Genomic DNA, 18659 nt, shown 5'->3' on the forward strand with positions numbered 1-18659 from the left:
GGTTCGCGTCCTTTAATGAGTTCAGTCATTCGATGCCGACGAGCTTTTGAGCTTCGGCAAAATCAATGGTGCCCTCGTAGAGACTGCGGCCGAGCACCGCTCCCATGACGCCATCGCCTTCGACCTTCAAAAGCGCGCGCACGTCCTCGAGCGTATGCATGCCGCCCGAAGCAATCACAGGCACGGAAACAGCGCGGGCAAGCGCGGCGGTCGCTTCCACATTCACGCCCGAGAGCATGCCGTCGCGGGTGATGTCCGTATAAAGGAACGCTGAGACACCGTAGTCTTCAAAACGCTTAGCCAGATCAATGACATCGTGCCCGGTGCTCTTCACCCATCCGTCGGTGGCCACGATACCGTCCTTGGCATCCAGAGCCACGATGATGCTGTCGGTAAAGACGGCGCAGGCTTCCTTCAGAAAACCCGGAGTCTTCACGGCAGCCGTGCCGATCACGGCATAACGCACACCCGCATCAAGATATGCTTCGATCTGATCAAGCGTACGGATGCCGCCGCCCACTTCAATTTCGGCGTCCTCTCCGATTTCTTCGATCATCTCACGAATGAGCGGCGCATTCACGGGCTTACCCGTCTTGGCACCGTCCAAATCCACGATATGGATGCGCTCGGCACCCAAATCCGCCCACTGACAGGCCTGATCAACCGCGTCTTCGTTGTAAACCGTGATGTTGTTTTCCAAATCGCCCTGACGCAGACGCACGCAACGCCCCTTTTGCAGATCGATTGCAGGAATTAAAAGCATGATGAAACCCGATTGTTTTGAAAAAAGGCTTTCCTTTAAGCCGGAAGATCACCCCGAAGACCTCTCCGAGGCGCAAACGAATGTTCAAATGTTCCAGTGCACGAAATTGGAAAAGATCTTCAAACCGCTTGCGGCGCTCTTTTCCGGGTGAAACTGGGTTGCAAAAATATTGTCTCTGGCAACGGCGCAGACAAAGGGCAGACCGTAGCTCGAGGTACCGGCCGCAAGCGCATCGTCTTCAGGCGCCACGAAATAGCTGTGCACGAAATAAAACCAGCTCTTGTCAGCAATGCCGTTCCACAAGGGATGTGCCATGCGTTGCGTGACGGTGTTCCACCCCATCTGGGGCACTTTCAGTCGTTCGCCGTTGGCGCGTACCAGCGCAGCTTCCGGGAAGCGAATGACTTTGCCTGCCATGAGACCCAGACCCGCGCAGTCGTTTTCATCGCTGCGCTCAAAGAGCATCTGCATGCCGATGCAGACGGCCAAAACGGGTTTGGAAGCCAAAGCCCGCAAGACGGCGTCCTTCAATCCCGATTCTCCAAGACAGCGCATGCAGTCACCCATCGCTCCCTGTCCCGGAAAGATGACGCGGTCGGCCGCATCAATTTCGGCCGCGCTTTGCGTAACCAACACATCGGCACCGTCGGCCACGGCCTTGACCGCTTGACCGACACTACGCAGATTACCGGTGCCGTAATCCACAATGGCTATTTTCATAGCGCACCCTTCGTGCTCGGAATCACATCGGCTGCGCGCGCATCGGTTGCCACCGCGGCACGCAACGCACGCGCAAACGCCTTAAAGATCGACTCGGCCTGATGGTGAGCGTTCTCTCCCTTGAGATTATCGATGTGAAGCGTCATGCCGGCATGATTGGAAACCGCTTGGAAAAACTCGCGCACAAGCTGCGAGTCGAGTGCGCCGATCATCGGCGCGGCGAAGTCACACGAGAAATACAACCCCGGGCGCCCGGAAAGATCAAGCACAACGCGCGACAACGATTCGTCGAGCGGTATGCATGCCTGACCGTAGCGCACGATGCCCTTTTTGTCGCCGAGCGCTTCCTTGAGCGCCTGACCGAACACAATGCCAGCATCTTCGACCGTGTGATGGCCGTCAACGTAGAGGTCGCCCTCGACCTGCGCTTCCAGGTCCATCAATCCATGGCGGGCGATCTGCTCAAGCATGTGATCAAAAAAACCGATGCCCGTGTTCACGGCGCAACGACCGGTGCCGTCCAAATTCAGACGCACCTTGATTTGCGTTTCTTTCGTGTTGCGCGAAATGGCTGCGGTACGCATCAACGGATACTCCCTAACATCGTTGATTGAACCCGAGCGGGCGCCGGCCTCGGCCACGCCCGTGCTACAGGTTTATGCCGATTACTTTTCGTCCTGAATACGGTAGTGGGCACTAGCGGCGTGAGCATAAAGCGACTCGCCCTTACCCAGGCATTCGGCTATGCGTGCCAGAGGCGTAACGCCCTGCTGTTGCACGTAAATCATGCTCGTACGTTTCTGGAAGTCATAAACGCCTAACGGCGAAGAGAAGCGGGCCGTGCGGCTCGTCGGCAGCACGTGGTTGGGACCAGCGCAGTAGTCGCCAAGTGCTTCGGACGAGTAGCGGCCCAGGAAAATGGCGCCCGCGTGGTGAATCAGATCTGCCCACTTTTCCGGATCGTCCGTGCTCATTTCCAAATGTTCAGGAGCGATCGTATCGGCAATGCGACAGGCTTCCTCCAAATCGCGAGTGACGATAATGGCGCCGCGGTTGGCAAGCGACTGACGGATGATGTCCTTGCGCGGCATCGATTCGATCTGACGATCCATCGAGGCTTCGACCGCATCGGCAAAAGCCGCGTCGGGCGTGAGCAACACCGCCTGCGCGAGCACGTCGTGCTCAGCCTGACTGAAAAGATCCATCGCAATCCAGTCCGGATCGGTCTTGCCGTCGCAAATGACGAGAATCTCGGAGGGGCCGGCGATCATGTCGATACCCACGCGACCGAACACCTTACGTTTAGCTGCCGCCACATAAGCGTTGCCCGGGCCCACGATCTTGTCGACCGGCTCGATCGTTTCGGTACCGTAAGCAAGAGCTGCCACAGCTTGCGCGCCGCCGATCGTAAAGGCGCGGGACACGCCGGCCAGACTTGCAGCAGCCAGAACCAATTGATTCTTCTGTCCGCCAGGAGTGGGCACTACCATTTCGATACGCTTGACGCCTGCGACCAGAGCCGGCATCGCGTTCATCAGAACGGAACTCGGATAGGCCGCCAGACCGCCCGGGACATACAGACCGACCGAGTCGACGGGCGTGACACGCTGCCCCAACTTGTTGCCGTATTCGTCGCAAACCGTGAAGCTCTTTTCGAGTTCGTTTTCGTGGAACACGCGGATGCGGCGAGCCGCTTCTTCCAGAGCCGTACGCTGATCTTCAGGCAGCGTTTCGAGCGCTTGACGCATCTCTTCGGCCGAGATCACCAGATCGGAAAGCTTTTCTGCGGGCAGTCGGTCAAAGCGCGCCGTGTATTCGAGCACGGCCGCATCGCCACGCTCACGCACATCATCGACAATCGCTTCGGCCCGACGCGTGATCTCCGGATCAACACTCGCGTCAACGGCCACCAATTCACTGAATTTCTTTTGGAAGTCTGCCTCGGCAGACGACAAACGACGAATCTGCATTATTTCCTCCCTACAAATCTTGCGTTCTTATTCCTTTCGACGGCGCTCTTCGGCAACCGAGCGCATGGCGTCCATGATCGGCATCAGTTCTTCACGCTTGAGCTTCATGGCAGCCTGATTGACGATGAGGCGCGATGAAATCGGCGCAATCGTCTTAATCTCCACCATATTGTTGGCTTTGAGTGTCGCCCCAGTACTCACCAGATCAACGATGGCGTCGGCCAGTCCGGCAATCGGGGCAAGCTCCATGGAACCGTATAGCTTGATGAGGTCAACGTGAACGCCTTCGCGGGCGAAGTAGTCTCGCGACCACTTGATGTACTTGGTCGCCACGCGAATGCGGCTGCCGCGGCGAACATTGGTCTCCCAGTCAAAGCCGCGGGGAGCGGCCACGCTCATGCGGCAGCGGGCGATGCCCAAGTCCACGGGCACGTACAGGCCGTTGCCGCCGTGCTCATAGAGCGAATCCCAGCCGGCAACGCCAAGGTCTGCCGCGCCGTACTGCACGTACGTCGGCACATCGGTTGCACGAAGCACCACGATGCGGAGATCCTCCCGATTCGTTCCGATCATGAGCTTGCGCGAGTCTTCCGGATTTTCCAGCGGACGAATGCCGGCGGCGGCCAGAAACGGCAACACCTCCTCAAAGATTCGTCCTTTCGATAGAGCAAGCGTAATCATTTCTGCGCCTTATTGTTTTCTTTTTTGGTTTTGGATCTAGTTTAACCGTTCGATCTGCGCTCCCAACGCAGAAAGCTTGGCTTCAATGTGTTCGTAACCACGATCCAGATGGTAGATGCGTTCAATGACAGACTCGCCCTGTGCTGCCAATGCCGCAATGACAAGACACGCCGAAGCGCGCAGATCGGTGGCCATCACATTGGCCGCGTCGAGCTTTTCAACGCCCTGCACTACGGCCGTGTGACCGTCGACGTGAATGTCCGCTCCCATGCGCTGCAACTCGGGCACGTGCATGAAGCGATTTTCGAAAATGGTTTCCACGATGCGGCCCGTGCCCTGGGCAACGGCATCGAGCGCCATAAACTGCGCCTGCATGTCCGTCGGAAAGCCAGGATGCGGAATAGTGCGCACGTCCACGGCCTTGGGACGTCCCGAAATCTTGGCGCGGATCCAATCCTCGCCGACCTCCACGTCGCCGCCCGCTTCGCGCAGCTTGCCGATAACCGCTTCCATCGCCCAAGGCACCGTATCGGTCACCATCACATCGCCGCCGGTGGCCAGCGCCGCACACAGGAACGTGCCAGTTTCGATGCGATCGGCGATGACGGAGTGTTCGCAGCCGTGAAGTTTTTCCACACCTTCGATCACAATCTGAGACGTACCCGCACCCGTGATCTTTGCGCCCATCTTATTGAGACATTCGGCCAAATCCATGACTTCGGGTTCGCGCGCCGCGTTTTCAATCACGGTCGTACCTTCGGCAAGTGCCGCGGCCATCATGATGTTCTCGGTGCCGGTCACCGTGACCATGTCGGGCACGATGCGGCAACCCTTCAGGCGGCCGGCGCGAGCCTGCATGTAACCATGATCGATTTCGATTTCCGCGCCCATCATCTTGAGCGCCTTAATGTGTTGATCGACCGGTCGCGCGCCGATCGAGCAGCCACCCGGTAGAGAAACTCGTGCGTTGCCGAAACGCGTCGTCAGAGGTCCGAGCACCACAACGGAAGCACGCATTGTCTTGACGAGCTCGTACGGAGCCTGCGTGGAGGTGAGATTGCCCGCATTGATGCGAACCGAGCCGTTGCCCAGCTCTTCGAACGTCACGCCCATGCCCTCGAGAAGTTTGGCCATTGTGCGCACGTCAGCGAGATCCGGAACGTTGTGCAGCACCACATCGTCGGCCGTTAAAAGCGCCGCGGCAATGATCGGCAACGCGGCGTTTTTGGCACCAGATGCCTTTACTTGTCCGACAAGGCGACGACCGCCGACAATTCTGAGTTTCTGCATATCTCCGTATCCATTCTTGATCATTACGCCGGCAAACGCGCCAGGCTCTCGGAAACTTACGTCCGAGCTTTTGATTTTACCGCAGTGGTCTTGCCTCATACCGCGGTGCCAACGCCTTTTCTTAGCACAGATTCAGCATTTCAACGCCTTGTGTGCAAAGAGGCATTCAAGCTCGAGCTAGGTCATGAAAGAAACCGTGTTTCTCAGGAAAAAAGCGACTCGAAGCGCACGAAATGATGAATCGGACCGTGGCCGCTTCCCACTGTCAGATCGTCCGAGGCCGTGATGGCCTCTTCGATATAGCGGCGAGCCAAACGCACGGCCTGCGGCAGATCTTCGGTACGCGCCCAGAGTGCCGCAATGGCCGAAGACAGAGAACAGCCTGTGCCATGCGTGTTTTTCGTGTGCACGCGAGGGCCGTCAAGGTCAATGAAAGCCTTCCCGTCGTAGAAGACGTCGCGCAGCGTTTCTTCCACACTGTGTCCGCCTTTGAGGTACACGGCAGTCTTGCCGCCGCACATGTCCCAGAGCTCCTGCGCGGCTGCGTACATATCCTTCATGTCTCGCACGTTATGACCGAGCAGAACGGACGCTTCCGGCAAATTGGGCGTAATCACGTCGGCCAACGGCAGCAACTCTTCCTTAAAGAAAGCCACGGCGTCGTCCGGCATCAGACGATCGCCACTTTTGGCCACCATCACCGTATCGAGCACGATCTTAGGCGCCTCGTGCGCACGCAAAGCCTGAGCCACGGCAGCCATTACGTCCTGAGCGCCCAACATGCCAATCTTGACGGCATCAATACGCACGTCGGCAAAAAGGGTATCAATCTGTTCCTTTACGAATGCAGCGGGGACAGGCATCACACCCGTCACGGCCTTCGTGTTTTGAGCCGTCAAAGCGGCGATGACACCGGTTGCAAACGTTCCCAGCGCCGACATCACCTTGACGTCGGCCAAAACACCGGCGCCGCCGGAAGGGTCGACGCCTGCAATCGTCAAGACATTTTTGATGTTTCTTGCGCCCATATTCCTCTCACAAACTGCATCTGACGCTGCGTGGCGCCTGTATAAAGCGACGCAAATACCAACGCGCGGCGACTTCGTTCGGCCAACGTTCCATCGACAAACCAGGAAAGCGCCGTTTCCACAGCATCACGGGGATGCGCCGCGTGCACGGCTCCGCCCTCAGCCAGCGCATCGGCCACCGCCTTTGCAAAATTAAACGTGCTCGAGCCCACCAGCACGGGCGAACCGGAAGCGGCCGGCTCAATCAGATTCTGGCAACCGAACTGTCCGAAACTTCCGCCCATGATACAAACGTCGGACAGAGCGCAATAAAGGCTCATCTCCCCCATCGTGTCGCCGAGAAGCACCGCAGGCCCTTCGGCAAGCCCCGCAAACTCGGGATCTTCGCTTCTGCGAATCACGCGGCAACCCGAGCGCTTGAAAATGTCGGCCACTTCATCAAAACGCTGCGGGTGACGAGGCACGACCAGAAAAATAGCCTCTTCGAGGTGCTCGGCGATATGCGGCGAAAACATCGCCTCTTCGCCCTCGCGCGTACTAGCCAGCAAAATGACCTTCTTCTTGAAGGCACTCTTGATCTTTGCGGCAAGCTCAACCTGTTTGGGATCCGGGCGGATGTCAAACTTCACTGACCCGCAAACGTGGATGTTGTTCGCGCCCAAGGCCTTAAGTCGCTCGGCATCCTCTTGGCTCTGCGCAAGCACGGCGGTGAAGGAAGCAAATGCCGGCCCCATCAGCGAAGCGACCAATCTTGCCTGCCCCGCGCTTTTTTCCGATTCACGCGCGTTGGCAAGCACCACGGGAATGCGGCGCTTGACGGCCTCTTGCATCATGTTGGGCCAGACTTCCGTTTCCATCACGACACCCATCACGGGCTTCGTTTCGTCGAAAAATTTAGCCATGAGGCGCGGATTGTCGTAAGGCAGGTAGCACTGCACAATCCGTCCCGGATAGTGCTCGGCGATCTTGGCACCCGTATCGCGCCCCGTCGGAGTCATGCAGGTCAGCAAAATTTCAGCTTCCGAATTTTCCGTCAAAAAGGCATCGATCAGCGTACGTGCCGCGGCGGTTTCGCCGACGCTCACAGCGTGTAGCCACAGGCGTGGCTTTTCGGGAGCCGGGTAACGGCACCAACCGAAACGTTCATCCCAGTGCTTGAGATAGTCGGGCTGCTTGCGGGCCCTCTTTCGGAGATAGCACTTTGCCAGCGGCAATGCGCAGTAGGTCAACCCTCGGTAAAGCGTCGAAATCAGCATCGCATGCGCCTTTAAAAAATTCAGTTAGGAGTCGGCCGCCTGGGCCAGGACAGAATGCATGGCCGCTAGCACTTCTTCGGGCTGGGGAATCACGCCCTTGTCGCCCACAGTTGCGCAGGCACTCTCGGAAACCAACGAAAAGAGCTCGGCACTCGTCCCAACAATGATGCCCACGGAAGGGATGCCAAGCGCCGCGCCCAGATGCGTAAGCCCCGTATCAACACCAAGCAGACAACGCGCTCCGGCAATCACTTCCGCAATGGCTCTGAGGCTCAGGCGCGGCAGAACAACCACCTGTCCCGGCACGCTCGAGGCAATCTCTTCGCAATAAGCTCTTTCCTTGTCGTTGCCCCAGAAAAGCACGCTCATGACCCCGTCTTCGGCCAATTCGCGAGCCACCTCCGTCCAACGGCTCTTGGGCCACAGCTTTTCAGCTCGGCTCGTATTCACGGTCAGCGCGGCGTAGGGCGTTCTGACGCCAGTCGGCGTCATCGGCTTGACGTCAAGCCCGTAGTGAAGATCCTCGTCTTGCAGCGTGTACCCCAATGCCTGCGCGGCCATAGTGCGGTAGCGAACCACCGGCACCAGTTTGTTAGATACCGGCAACGTACGGCTGTAAAAGCGTGCCGCCAGAGGTTCCTTGATGTTTTCCTTCGAATAGCCAACGCTCTCGACACCGGCCCAACGCGCCACAACGGCCGTACGGATCAGCCCCTGCAAGTCGATGACAATGTCGTACTTGGCTTCTGCGAGCGCCCGACGAACGGCAATGATCTCGCCTCGCACAGACGCAGAAAAAATGTGCTTGCGCCAACGCCGGAAAGCCGTCACTACAAGCTTGTCCACATAAGGCGAAAGCTTCGGAATGTCAGTTAAGCTCTCCTCGACCACCCAACTCAATTCGCAATCGGGAAAGTGCTTCTTGATGTCGTAGGCCACCGGCAGCGCGTGCACGATGTCACCCATTGACGAAGACTTGATGATGAGAATCTTTTTAGGCATATCCGCTGTTTATTCGTAAATCAAAGAGCGCAAGGCGGCGAACTGCCGCCCCAAGCCGGATTGTTTCGGGCAGTCTCAGATGACCGTCGCTTCGGCGTGGCGCGAAAGCTTCTTGCCAAATTCGACGCCGGGCTGGTCAAACGGATTGATGCCGTAGAGAGTACCGAGCATCGTGGTCTTGTGTTCGTAGAGTGCCATCAGCGCCCCCAGACGAGCCGCATCAAGCTGATCAATGCTGATCGTGGATACAGCATTGAAGCAGTCAGTTTCTTCACGCGTGATCAGCGCTTCGGCCTGAGCCTTGGCGTTGGCAATCAGTACGCGGTGCAGGTCGGCGTGACGGTGACCGGGCTTTTCGCACCACAGGAGATCAATTGAGGTCGATCCAGTGCCTTCGCGCAACCACTGATAGAACGAATGCTGCGATTCGTTGCCGTGACCGCCCCAGATGGCCTGCCCCGTCGCCCCTTCAATGAGCGCGCCGTCAGAGCCCACGTGCTTGCCGAGGCTTTCCATTTCAAGCTGCTGCAGCCACATCACCATGGTGCGCAGACGTTCGTCGTAAGGCAGGAAGCAATGCTGCCCGATACCCAGGCGAGTCGAATTCCAGTAGGAGATCAGGGCAAGCAACAGCGGCAAATTTTCACCGGCAGGAGCCTGCGCCACATGCACGTCCATGGCATGCGCGCCGTCGAGCAGCGCTCGGAACGTATCCGAACCGAGCGCCACGGCATCGGCCAGACCTATGGCGGACCACACCGAGAATCTGCCGCCCACCCACTCCCAAATCGGGAAGAAGTTTTCTTCTGGCAGATTCATTTCGCGGGCGGCATTCTTGTTGGCCGAGACCACCACCATATGACGTGCGCGGTCCTCACCCGAAATGCCGGCTTCCAAAAGCCACTGATCGATGGCGGCGGCGTTGACTGCAGTTTCGCGGGTCGTAAAGCTCTTGGATGAGACAATCACGAGCGTCTTGAAGGGATTGAGGTCGCCCACGATACGGTCAAACGACACGCCGTCGGCTGCAGCCAGAAAGTGCAGCCGCACCTGTTCGCGGGTCGTGCGAAGCGCCTGGTAAACCGTCTTGGGACCCACTTCGGAGCCGCCGATACCCACATTGATCACATCGGTGATCGTATCGCCACGGCAACCGCGGCGGCGTCCCGATCGAACATCGTCGGCAAAGGCGCACATGTGTTCGAGCGCCTCTTGCACTTCCTTGTGAAAAGGCGCACCTACGGCCGGATCGCGCAACGCGGTGTGCAACGCGGCACGGCCCTCGCTGGCATTGACAATCTGGCCTTCTCGCATCGCCGCATTTGCTCCCAGAACGCCCTTTTCGCGGGCGATTTCCAAAAGCGAATTGAAGTCGGCTTCCGTCATACGCTGCCGCCCGATGTCAAGCCTCAGTCCGCAGGCGGGAAAAGTGGTTCGAGAAAGTGTGTCGCGCAAAAACGGAACGGTGTTGGAAGCCATGTTTTTATCTTCTGTTGTTCATCGGTTGCCCGCATCTGGATTGCAGGCGCCACATCTGGAGAGTGTAGCCAAGCGTTGAGCAAAAAGCGTCCTCTGCAAGGTTTGGAAAACTTTGCTTGCACGCATCCAAACAAAATTTCGGCAAACGTCTCCCGAAATCCGGACGCAAAAAGAGCCCGAAAACGCATGTCTCCGAGCTCTCCCAGTCGTCAGGACTTGTCGAAAATCAGTGGTCGGACTTAATACCGGCGCCGCACATCGTGATCAAGGTGTCGGGCGTGGGACCATGCTCCTCGCAGTAGGCCAGATAAGCCGCGTAATTGGCCGCCGTCGTGTGCTCACAGTAAATGCCGCGGGCGGCGATCTTGGCGCGGGCTTCCAAAATTTTTTCTTCCGGCGCACGAACAAACGCGATGTTATGGCGATAGCTCATGTCGAGCAACTCATCGCCACGCATCGGCACGCCGATCGCAATGCCTTCGGCCATCGTGGGCTTCGGAACAATCGAAGCCGGATGCGCGTCATGCGTTTTGACTGCACGATAAAGCGGATCGCAGTTTTCGCTTTGCAGCGCGATGATCTGCGGAAACTTATCGATTGCACCGGATTTCTCGAGATGTTCGAGCGCCTTGACCACACCGATAAAGAGCGTGCCGTTGCCTACCGGCACGACGATGTGCGCCGGAATGCGCCCGAGCTGCTCAAGCGTTTCGTAGATGTACGCCTTCATGCCCTCGTAGAAGAATGGGTTATAGACATGGTTGGCGTAGTAAGCACCTTCATCGCGTACCTTGGCGCGGCAAACGTCAGCACAATGATCACGCGTGCCCGGTACCACATTGACTTTGGCGCCGTGCGATTCAATCATGCGAATTTTTGAGGGACTCGTGCCTTCGGGAACGAAGATTTCGCACTTGATGCCGGCTCTCGCCGCATAAGCTGCGACAGCATTACCCGCATTACCGCTCGAGTCCTGCACACAGGACTTCACACCGATAGCCTTCATGTGCGCCACAAGCGTTGCTGCTCCGCGATCCTTAAATGAAAGGGTCGGCATCATGTAGTCCATCTTGAAAAGCACGTCATCGTCAAACCGAACGATCGGCGTGTGGCCTTCGCCAAGCGTCACATCGCGCCAGGCGTCACCTTCAAGCGCCATGAAGCGGCGGTACCGGAACTGACTCCATTCTTTATCGTCGATGAGTTCCGGATCCCATGCCTCGGGCGTGAAGTCAAGCTCGAACAAACCGCCGCATTCGCACGTCGGCTGCATCGTCGTCACGGGCGTGCGCTTGCCACACTTTGTGCAAATGAATTCCATCAGAAACCTCCGTCAATAAAACTGTTTCAGTTCAGTTTTTGTCCGTTTTGCGCCGTTCTCGAACGGCATCCAAGTCGCCGTAAAGCGTCGCTTTGGCCAAATTTAATTTCTGCGCTACAAGCTCAATCGAGCCTTTAACAAGGAACACGCCGCGGCGATCCATGAACTCGAGCATTCGCAGACGAGCTTCGCGTGAGAGTCGTTCGCCGCACGCATCTTCCTGCACAATTCGATCCACAAAATCGGCTACGAAATCCTGGACACCTTGTTCGGGAAGCTCTCGAGCGATTTTGTGCGGCATCGTTGCAATTGATGCAGATGTCGACAGGTGTTTGCCGCTCGGGGGTAGTCCCGGCAACAATGACGCCAAATAGTCCATCGCTTGCGTGGCGGCTCGGGTATCCAAGTTGATGCACAAAGCTCCGACCAGTCGCTCCGAATCGTCTCGAATCAAAAGCGTCGAGGAACGGATCAAACGACCGTTCTTCTCAAAATAGTAGTTGGCGAGAATGCCGTCCTCAGGATTGCCGGCTTTAATAGCCTCCTCTATCAAATGCTCGAAACTTTCGCCGACTTTGCGACCGGTCACCACCGGATTGGCAACGTACACAACCGAGCGCTGAGGAACAGTGAGGTCATGGAGCACCACCTCGCAATGGGCGAATGTGCGTACAAGAAGGTCGGCAACGCCAACATACGGTCGAAGAACAGGATGTATGGTCATGCCGATTATTTTATAGAAATTTTTATATAAATCTCATAATTTTTTATGGATTTTTCGACCATAGAGAATAAAAAAAGGCGTCCGCCGCAATCCGGAGGACACCTTTCAGCTCGCGGTTTTTTCACGCAAACCTGTCAATAGCTCTGACTCAGGATGCGATTGAGATCCTTGCCAAGATTGGCAATCCAGCGATTGACGTTGCGGTGCACACACACCACGCCTTCCTTGCCGTAGCAACCATTGCGCTTTTCATCCAGACCGCGGCTCTTGACGTATTCAACTTTGTAGGAACCTTTTCCGTAGGTGACGCTCACTGTTGCCTGATAGTGCAACGAACGGTTGTTGGTCGGATACACCAAAAGCACCTTGCCGGGCTTATCCGAAACGATGCCCCACTTGCGCATCTGCGCGGCCTGCTTGATTGCTTCATGAATGCGCGCATCCGAAGCTTTAAGTCCACTCTGGTCGTACGAAATGACTTCGGCAACGGGAGCAGCCTGCAGCATGCCGCACACTCCCATCAAAAACGCCGCCGTTGCAGCGGCCATCAATGCTCTTCTCTTCATGTTTTTCTCTCCAATGCCACCGAACCGACTGCAACCCACCGTCACAAACCGTTGTTTGCAACTTCCGGATCTGTTCGGCAATGTCAGCGAAAGTTTACCGTCCGTATGCGGCTGCGTGTTTTGGTTCCTTGCTCTCTTTCTCTCCAGATCTCAGAAACTAGAAATCTCATTTTTTGCCAAATCCCGCCCTTTATAATGACTCCTCCTATGGCACGAACGCTCTGCCGCTAAAGGATTTGACCGATCGGCTCCGCCTTCTTGCCTCAGGCATTTCGTCAAACTTCCGTCATCGCTACAAGTCGATCCCATGTCCCGGTCAGCGCTCTACATCCACAGTCTTGGAACCGTTTCGGCCGCCGGCATCGGCTTGCAACAGCTTCGCCAGACCTTGCTCGGTCAACGTTCCTCGGCTATGCGCTTTCACAACGGACTGGCCCCCGATCCGAACAAAGCCTTTTTCTGCGGATTTCTCTCCGATCTGAAGCCGACAAACGACAGCAATCGAACAGCATTGCTTCTCGAGCTCTGCTTGAAGCAGATGCCCGAACTTCACGAGTTACTCCGAACCGTTGCCCCCGATCGCGTCGCCGTTGTGCTCGGTGCCTGCACTTCAGGCATGCATTGCATCGAAGAAGACATGTCCGAGTACGTTCGCACACAACAACTGCCGAAAAATTTTTCCATCCGGAATCTCAATCTTTTTGAACCCGCCCGCTTTGTCGCCGACAAAATCGGGGCGCTCGGCCCCGTCTACACGGTCAGCAACGCCTGCGCCTCCGGCCTGTTGGCTCTTGAAAGCGCCGCTCAACTTCTTTGTGCCGATCTGGCTGATCTGGTAATTGCCGGCGGCTGCGACGGCTTCTGTCAGTTCACAAACGCAGGCTTTTCTGCGCTTTCGGCCGTCAGTTCCGAACCCTGCACTCCCTTTGCCGAAAGTCGCAAAGGCATCAACCTGGGCGAAGGCGGAGCGCTGGTGGCCATGTCCCGTCAAACCTCCGAGGCGCTTCTGGCCTACGGCGGCGCCGGGCTGACAACCGACGCCCACCATCTGTCGGCCCCAGAGCCCGAAGGCATTCAAGCCGCCGAAGCCATGCGTCTGGCGCTGGTTGCGGCCGGCATTGCTCCGACCGACGTTGATCTTGTGCTTGCGCACGGTACCGGTACGCCATTAAACGACAGCATGGAAGCCAAAGCCATTGAAGCCGTTTTCGGCTCAACCACACCTTGCGCTTCGTACAAGGCTCTTTCCGGGCACACCCTGGCCGGTGCGGGAGCGCTTCAGGCCGCCATTGCCGCCGCTCTTTTAACCGACAATCCCGACGGTGTGTTGCCGCCAAGTGCAGGAATCGAAACAACCGATCCCGCACTTGCGCCGGCTCATGTGCTCACGCAGACTCGCGTCCTTGGTCGGGAGATTCGTCACATCGTTGCCAACGCCTTTGCTTTCGGAGGCTCCAACGCTAGCGCTGTTTTCAGTCGAGTTTCGCCATGAGTTCCTTTTGCTGCGATCCTTCCCGTTACCTGCCGCATCGCACTCCGATGCTGCTCATTGACCGCGTGTTGGCGGCAGATGCCGAAACGACTCGCTGCCGCGTGACCGTCAGCGAGCAATGCTCCCTATTTCGTCAAGCCGACGGCTCGTATCCCAACAGTCTCTTCATCGAATTCATGGCGCAGACGGTGGGCGTTTTTGCAGGCATCCGAGACAGCGAGTCGGGCATCGGCCCTCGCGTAGGATTTTTGTTGGGCTCGCGCAAAGTGCAACTGCACAAAAAAAAGCTTGCCGAAGGCGACGTCTTTGACATTGATACGCGCTGCCTCTTTTTCGGACAAGAAGAACTTCCAAGCCAATTCGAGTGCCGCGTGCTCGAAAACAACACCGAAGTGGCCAGCGCCGTCCTCACGGTTTACCGCCCTCGCGACCTTCAAGAATTCGTTCGAACAAACTTTGCATAACAATGACTTCTTCAACCAACCTTACCGTTCTTGTTACCGGCGCCTCCCGCGGCATCGGCCGCGCCATTGCTCTGCAATTGGCCCGCGACGGTTTTTGTGTTGTCGTGCACGGGTCCAAACCGTCGGCCGCACTTGACGAAACGCTCGGGCTGATCACTCAAGCCGGCGGCAAAGCACGCTCGCTTACCTTCGACGTCCGCGACCGAGAGGCCGCTCAACAGGCGCTGCTGGCCGATGTGGAAGCAAACGGCGCCTACTACGGCATTGTCGCCAACGCCGGCATCGCCCGCGACGGCACGTTCGCGGCCATGCCCTCCGAGGACTGGGACAGCGTGATTCATACTGACCTCACAGGCTTCTACAACGTCGTGCAGCCGATGGTGATGCCTATGGTGCGCCGCCGCAAACCGGGGCGCATCGTCGTCATCAGCTCCGTTTCGGGCGTGGTGGGAAACCGAGGCCAAGTGAACTACTCAGCCGCCAAAGCCGGCCTTATCGGCGCGGCCAAGGCGCTTGCCACGGAACTCGCGAGCCGTTCGATTACCGTTAACGCTGTAGCACCGGGGCTGATCGAAACCGAAATGGTTACCGAAGAAGTGCTCGAACACGCCATGCAACTCATCCCGATGCGTCGCATAGGCAAACCCGAGGAAGTCGCAGGCGTCGTCTCTTTCCTGATGAGCGAAGCGGCATCTTATGTGACCCGTCAGGTCATCGGTGTTAACGGAGGTCTGGCATGAGAAAACGCGTTGTCGTCACCGGTTTCGGCGCCATCAGCCCGCTTGGCAACGATTGGGAGTCTGTTTCTGCAAAACTCAAAAGCTGCACCAACGCCGTGCAGGTGATGCAGGAATGGTCCGACATCAAAGGGTTACATACGCGCTTGGGGTGCCCCGCCGCCCCCTTTGAACTCGATCCTGGCAAGTACAACCGCAAAAGCACCCGCAGCATGGGCCGCGTAGGACTTTTGGGCGTTCGCGCCACGGAAGTAGCACTGGCAGATGCGGGACTTCTGGACAATCAGGCGTTTCTGAGTTCGGGAGATCTCGGCATCGCCTACGGTTCGAGTGCGGGTACGCCCTCGGCCGTCGCCGACATCGCAAGCCTCATTTTGAAGCGCTCCACGTCCGACATGAACGCCAACACTTACGTGCGCATGATGTCGCACACGGCGGCGGTCAACATCGGCGTGTTCTTCAAGATCAAGGGCCGCATCATCACGACGAGTTCGGCCTGCACCTCGTCCTCGCAGGCCATCGGATACGCCTACGAATCGATTCTCGCAGGCCGCGCCAAAGCCATGATCGCAGGCGGCAGCGAAGAGCTTGACGCTTCCGACGCCGCCATTTTCGATACGCTTTTTGCTACAAGCACTAACTACAACGACCATCCGGAGCTGTCTCCGCGTCCCTTCGATGCCAAGCGCGACGGTTTGGTGATCGGCGAGGGTGGCTGCACCTTGATTCTCGAAGAACTTGAATTCGCCAAAGCGCGCGGCGCCAAGATTTATGCCGAAGTTCTGGGTTTCGGCACCAACTCCGACGGCACGCACATTACCAGTCCCCAATCCGACCAAATGGCGCAGGCGATGCGTCTGGCGCTTGCTGATGCGGAGCTCAGCGCCGAAGACATCGGCTACATCAATGCTCACGGCACGGCCACCGATCGCGGTGACAGTGCCGAATCACAAGCCATGGCCGCCGTTTTCGGCAATAAAACCCCCGTATCAACCCTCAAGAGCTACATGGGACACACGCTCGGCGCCTGCGGGTCACTTGAAGCCTGGATGTCGATCATGATGATGAATGAGGGATGGTTCGCGCCGACCATCAATCTGGAAGATGTGGCTGAAGACTGCAGTGATCTCGCTTATATCCGTAATCAACCGCTGGAATTGAACACCAACTACATCATGAGCAACAATTTTGCCTTCGGCGGCATCAACACGTCGCTCATCTTCGGCCGATACAAGGAGTAGTCCGATGCCTGTCAAACGCAAACCGGATCAATCCATCATCGAAGCGCTTAACAAGGCGCAGCGCATCGCATTTGGGCCGGTGCTCTTTCAGGCCGTTCGTTCGGCGCTTGCCACTGGGCTTCTATCACATATTTCAGAAGCGCAAGACACCGAAGACGAAGCCGCCCGTGCCTGTGGACTGACGGCATACGCCGTCGGCGTACTCGTTGACGTACTGATCGCAGGCGATGTTCTCACCAAAGCCGCCGACGGCAAACTGGCGCTCACCAAGACCGGTCAGTGCCTGCTTCTTGACGAAATGACCCGCGTGAACTTCAATTTCACGGCCGACGTCTGCTACCGCGGCATGGATCACCTCACCGAAGCGCTCACCGAGGGTAAACCCGCCGGGCTCAAGGAACTTGGCGACTGGGAAACGATCTATCCGGCAATTTCTCAGTTGCCGCACCCGGCGCGCGAAAGCTGGTTTGCGTTTGACCACTACTATTCAGACCGTTACTTTGTGATGCTCGCCGAGGAGTTGAGAGATCGACTCAACCCGCAGACACTTTTCGACGTAGGCGGCAACACCGGCAAGTTTGCGGCCGCCTGCCTCAAAGCCATGCCGCAGACTCGAGTCACGCTGATTGATCTGCCGCAGCAGTGCGCCACGGCGTGCTCCAATTCGATTCTGGCTCCCTTTGCCGACCGATTCTCCGCGGCTGAAGTCGACTGGCTCAAGCCCGATTGCTTTCCCTCCGTTGGGCACAAGGCCGACGTGATCTGGATGAGCCAATTCCTCGACTGCTTCTCGCCCGAAGAAGCCGTTAGCATCCTGCAACGGTGCAAGCCCCTTTTGTCTGAACGCGGTCGCTTTGCCGTTCTTGAATGTCTAGTTGACGGTCAGAAGTTCCCGGCAGCCGGTTTTTCGCTTGCTGCCGTGTCGCTTTACTTTACGACGATGGCCAACGGCAACTCGCGCTTCTACCGCCGCAATGACTTGCTCTCGGTATTCAAGAACGCGGGACTTGATGTCGAATATTGTCGCGATAACGTGGGCGTCAGCCACACGCTCTACATTCTCAAACCGACGGCCGCTAAATGACTGCGATTCGACTCCATGTGTCCGACGTCTCCGTCGTAAGCTCCCGGTGCGACAATCCGGCACTTTGGCGGGCCTGGGCGCAAACTTCCGCACCGGCTCCCCTTGCCGAAACGACGACGAGCTACGCCGCGATTCCCGCCGGCGTGCGCCGTCGTCTGTCGCCTCTAGGCCGCTGCGCGCTCTCGGCTCTGGCTTCTTTGAAGCCCCAAGCCGACGAACCGACCGTCTGGGCCTCAAGCTGGGGAGACATTTCCCGCACATTCAAGCTCACACAAACGCTTTCGCAGCACGAAGACATGAGTCCGGCCGACTTTGCCCTGAGCGTACACAACGCCGTGGGCGCCCAAGCGGCGATTTGGCTCAAAAATCACGCCTCGACTTCGGCTGTGGCCGCCGGTCCTGTCACGGCCTCGTGTGCACTGCTCGAAGCATTTTTGAAACTGCAATCAAGCCCTTCTGTTCTCGTCGTGCGTTATGAAGAATCGATGCCCGAACTCTGGCGTAATAACGACAGCGACAGCGCTCCGCTGCCCTGCGCCTGGGCGCTTCGCCTGACTTCGGCACCGAACGCTCAAACGATCAAGCTGAAAACCGTTGATGCGGCAAACGTGGAAAAAAGCGCCTGCCATATCCTCGACGAAATCCGCTTTCTCATAAACGGCACGGATGCTTACGCCGAGTCTGACGGGGTAAGAGCCTGGCACTGGGGGCGCCTGTGACCGCATTTTTGAGCAAACTGTGGCGAATACCCGCAACCGGCTTTTGCTTTCTGGCCTTTTTTACGGGCGGCATTCTCTTTCGGTTATTAGTCTTCCCGTCCCTGAACACTTTCATTTCGGAT

The 18659-nt window shown here is 57.5% G+C and carries 19 protein-coding genes; 6 read left to right on the forward strand and 13 right to left on the reverse strand.

Annotated elements, in window-relative coordinates; genetic code table 11:
- Positions 1 to 25 precede the first annotated feature (25 nt).
- The 13 genes from hisA to DW133_RS02705 all read right to left on the reverse strand — a co-directional run bounded on the left by hisA (position 26) and on the right by DW133_RS02705 (position 12800).
- Complete coding sequence (gene hisA, locus DW133_RS02645; protein ID WP_118274977.1) at positions 26 to 763, reverse strand: 1-(5-phosphoribosyl)-5-[(5-phosphoribosylamino)methylideneamino]imidazole-4-carboxamide isomerase; 738 nt, start codon at positions 761 to 763, stop codon at positions 26 to 28.
- An 84-nt stretch (positions 764 to 847) separates the two neighbouring features.
- On the reverse strand, positions 848 to 1483 hold the full coding sequence (gene hisH / locus DW133_RS02650) for an imidazole glycerol phosphate synthase subunit HisH (RefSeq protein WP_118274979.1): 636 nt from the start codon (positions 1481 to 1483) through the stop codon (positions 848 to 850).
- Positions 1480 to 2067, reverse strand: a complete 588-nt coding sequence (hisB, locus tag DW133_RS02655) for an imidazoleglycerol-phosphate dehydratase HisB (protein WP_118274981.1) — start codon at positions 2065 to 2067, stop codon at positions 1480 to 1482. The genes hisH and hisB overlap by 4 nt, the downstream gene beginning before the upstream one ends.
- 81 nt (positions 2068 to 2148) lie before the next feature.
- Positions 2149 to 3453, reverse strand: coding sequence for a histidinol dehydrogenase (gene hisD, locus DW133_RS02660; protein WP_118274983.1), 1305 nt, complete (start codon positions 3451 to 3453; stop codon positions 2149 to 2151).
- Positions 3454 to 3480: 27 nt separating this feature from the next.
- Positions 3481 to 4134 carry an ATP phosphoribosyltransferase gene (hisG, locus tag DW133_RS02665; protein ID WP_118274984.1) on the reverse strand — a complete coding sequence of 218 codons (654 nt, stop codon included), beginning with the start codon at positions 4132 to 4134 and terminating at the stop codon, positions 3481 to 3483.
- A 36-nt stretch (positions 4135 to 4170) separates the two neighbouring features.
- On the reverse strand, positions 4171 to 5424 hold the full coding sequence (gene murA, locus DW133_RS02670; protein WP_118275197.1) for a UDP-N-acetylglucosamine 1-carboxyvinyltransferase: 1254 nt from the start codon (positions 5422 to 5424) through the stop codon (positions 4171 to 4173).
- A 203-nt stretch (positions 5425 to 5627) separates the two neighbouring features.
- Positions 5628 to 6452, reverse strand: coding sequence for a bifunctional hydroxymethylpyrimidine kinase/phosphomethylpyrimidine kinase (gene thiD / locus DW133_RS02675; protein WP_118274986.1), 825 nt, complete (start codon positions 6450 to 6452; stop codon positions 5628 to 5630).
- Positions 6422 to 7708, reverse strand: coding sequence for a 3-deoxy-D-manno-octulosonic acid transferase (locus tag DW133_RS02680; RefSeq protein ID WP_118274988.1), 1287 nt, complete (start codon positions 7706 to 7708; stop codon positions 6422 to 6424). Before DW133_RS02680 ends, thiD begins: the two co-directional genes overlap by 31 nt.
- A gap of 24 nt (positions 7709 to 7732) precedes the next feature.
- The gene (gene waaC / locus DW133_RS02685) at positions 7733 to 8710 is read right to left on the reverse strand and encodes a lipopolysaccharide heptosyltransferase I (protein ID WP_118274990.1); all 978 of its coding nucleotides are present in this window, start codon (positions 8708 to 8710) and stop codon (positions 7733 to 7735) included.
- A 75-nt stretch (positions 8711 to 8785) separates the two neighbouring features.
- Positions 8786 to 10189 carry a glucose-6-phosphate isomerase gene (locus tag DW133_RS02690; protein WP_118274992.1) on the reverse strand — a complete coding sequence of 468 codons (1404 nt, stop codon included), beginning with the start codon at positions 10187 to 10189 and terminating at the stop codon, positions 8786 to 8788.
- A 226-nt stretch (positions 10190 to 10415) separates the two neighbouring features.
- Complete coding sequence (locus tag DW133_RS02695; protein WP_118274994.1) at positions 10416 to 11510, reverse strand: pyridoxal-phosphate dependent enzyme; 1095 nt, start codon at positions 11508 to 11510, stop codon at positions 10416 to 10418.
- 31 nt (positions 11511 to 11541) lie between these two features.
- On the reverse strand, positions 11542 to 12234 hold the full coding sequence (locus DW133_RS02700; RefSeq protein WP_118274996.1) for a transcriptional regulator: 693 nt from the start codon (positions 12232 to 12234) through the stop codon (positions 11542 to 11544).
- 134 nt (positions 12235 to 12368) lie between these two features.
- Positions 12369 to 12800, reverse strand: a complete 432-nt coding sequence (locus DW133_RS02705; RefSeq protein WP_147408844.1) for a hypothetical protein — start codon at positions 12798 to 12800, stop codon at positions 12369 to 12371.
- Between the two features lie 307 nt (positions 12801 to 13107).
- Between DW133_RS02705 and DW133_RS02715 the strand changes: the two genes are divergently transcribed.
- From DW133_RS02715 to DW133_RS02740, 6 genes are read left to right on the forward strand one after another with little or no spacing between them, the layout of a single operon-like run.
- Positions 13108 to 14292: a beta-ketoacyl synthase N-terminal-like domain-containing protein gene (locus tag DW133_RS02715; protein ID WP_118275002.1), complete on the forward strand. Its 1185-nt coding sequence runs from the start codon at positions 13108 to 13110 to the stop codon at positions 14290 to 14292.
- Positions 14289 to 14756: a hypothetical protein gene (locus DW133_RS02720; protein ID WP_118275004.1), complete on the forward strand. Its 468-nt coding sequence runs from the start codon at positions 14289 to 14291 to the stop codon at positions 14754 to 14756. The genes DW133_RS02715 and DW133_RS02720 overlap by 4 nt, the downstream gene beginning before the upstream one ends.
- A 2-nt stretch (positions 14757 to 14758) precedes the next feature.
- Positions 14759 to 15496, forward strand: a complete 738-nt coding sequence (gene fabG, locus DW133_RS02725; protein ID WP_118275006.1) for a 3-oxoacyl-ACP reductase FabG — start codon at positions 14759 to 14761, stop codon at positions 15494 to 15496.
- Complete coding sequence (locus DW133_RS02730) at positions 15493 to 16734, forward strand: beta-ketoacyl-ACP synthase (protein WP_118275008.1); 1242 nt, start codon at positions 15493 to 15495, stop codon at positions 16732 to 16734. The genes fabG and DW133_RS02730 overlap by 4 nt, the downstream gene beginning before the upstream one ends.
- Positions 16735 to 16738: 4 nt before the next feature.
- On the forward strand, positions 16739 to 17818 hold the full coding sequence (locus DW133_RS02735) for a methyltransferase (protein ID WP_118275010.1): 1080 nt from the start codon (positions 16739 to 16741) through the stop codon (positions 17816 to 17818).
- Positions 17815 to 18537 carry a beta-ketoacyl synthase chain length factor gene (locus DW133_RS02740; RefSeq protein WP_118275011.1) on the forward strand — a complete coding sequence of 241 codons (723 nt, stop codon included), beginning with the start codon at positions 17815 to 17817 and terminating at the stop codon, positions 18535 to 18537. The genes DW133_RS02735 and DW133_RS02740 overlap by 4 nt, the downstream gene beginning before the upstream one ends.
- Positions 18538 to 18659 lie beyond the last annotated feature (122 nt).

Source organism: Sutterella sp. AM11-39, assembly GCF_003472385.1.
In the GTDB taxonomy this organism is placed as follows: Bacteria; Pseudomonadota; Gammaproteobacteria; order Burkholderiales; family Burkholderiaceae_F; genus Duodenibacillus; species Duodenibacillus intestinigallinarum.

Bases quoted from the DNA above. Each gene is read 5' to 3' on its own strand.
- hisG (WP_118274984.1), bottom strand. From the start codon at position 4,134: ATGATTACGCTTGCTCTATCGAAAGGACGAATCTTTGAGGAGGTGTTG.
- DW133_RS02690 (WP_118274992.1), bottom strand. From the start codon at position 10,189: ATGGCTTCCAACACCGTTCCGTTTTTGCGCGACACACTTTCTCGAACC.
- fabG (WP_118275006.1), top strand. From the start codon at position 14,759: ATGACTTCTTCAACCAACCTTACCGTTCTTGTTACCGGCGCCTCCCGC.
- DW133_RS02700 (WP_118274996.1), bottom strand. From the start codon at position 12,234: ATGACCATACATCCTGTTCTTCGACCGTATGTTGGCGTTGCCGACCTT.
- DW133_RS02730 (WP_118275008.1), top strand. From the start codon at position 15,493: ATGAGAAAACGCGTTGTCGTCACCGGTTTCGGCGCCATCAGCCCGCTT.
- DW133_RS02695 (WP_118274994.1), bottom strand. From the start codon at position 11,510: ATGGAATTCATTTGCACAAAGTGTGGCAAGCGCACGCCCGTGACGACG.
- DW133_RS02705 (WP_147408844.1), bottom strand. From the start codon at position 12,800: ATGAAGAGAAGAGCATTGATGGCCGCTGCAACGGCGGCGTTTTTGATG.
- DW133_RS02680 (WP_118274988.1), bottom strand. From the start codon at position 7,708: ATGCTGATTTCGACGCTTTACCGAGGGTTGACCTACTGCGCATTGCCG.
- waaC (WP_118274990.1), bottom strand. From the start codon at position 8,710: ATGCCTAAAAAGATTCTCATCATCAAGTCTTCGTCAATGGGTGACATC.
- DW133_RS02735 (WP_118275010.1), top strand. From the start codon at position 16,739: ATGCCTGTCAAACGCAAACCGGATCAATCCATCATCGAAGCGCTTAAC.
- murA (WP_118275197.1), bottom strand. From the start codon at position 5,424: ATGCAGAAACTCAGAATTGTCGGCGGTCGTCGCCTTGTCGGACAAGTA.
- hisB (WP_118274981.1), bottom strand. From the start codon at position 2,067: ATGCGTACCGCAGCCATTTCGCGCAACACGAAAGAAACGCAAATCAAG.
- hisD (WP_118274983.1), bottom strand. From the start codon at position 3,453: ATGCAGATTCGTCGTTTGTCGTCTGCCGAGGCAGACTTCCAAAAGAAA.
- hisH (WP_118274979.1), bottom strand. From the start codon at position 1,483: ATGAAAATAGCCATTGTGGATTACGGCACCGGTAATCTGCGTAGTGTC.
- DW133_RS02715 (WP_118275002.1), top strand. From the start codon at position 13,108: ATGTCCCGGTCAGCGCTCTACATCCACAGTCTTGGAACCGTTTCGGCC.
- thiD (WP_118274986.1), bottom strand. From the start codon at position 6,452: ATGGGCGCAAGAAACATCAAAAATGTCTTGACGATTGCAGGCGTCGAC.
- DW133_RS02740 (WP_118275011.1), top strand. From the start codon at position 17,815: ATGACTGCGATTCGACTCCATGTGTCCGACGTCTCCGTCGTAAGCTCC.
- hisA (WP_118274977.1), bottom strand. From the start codon at position 763: ATGCTTTTAATTCCTGCAATCGATCTGCAAAAGGGGCGTTGCGTGCGT.
- DW133_RS02720 (WP_118275004.1), top strand. From the start codon at position 14,289: ATGAGTTCCTTTTGCTGCGATCCTTCCCGTTACCTGCCGCATCGCACT.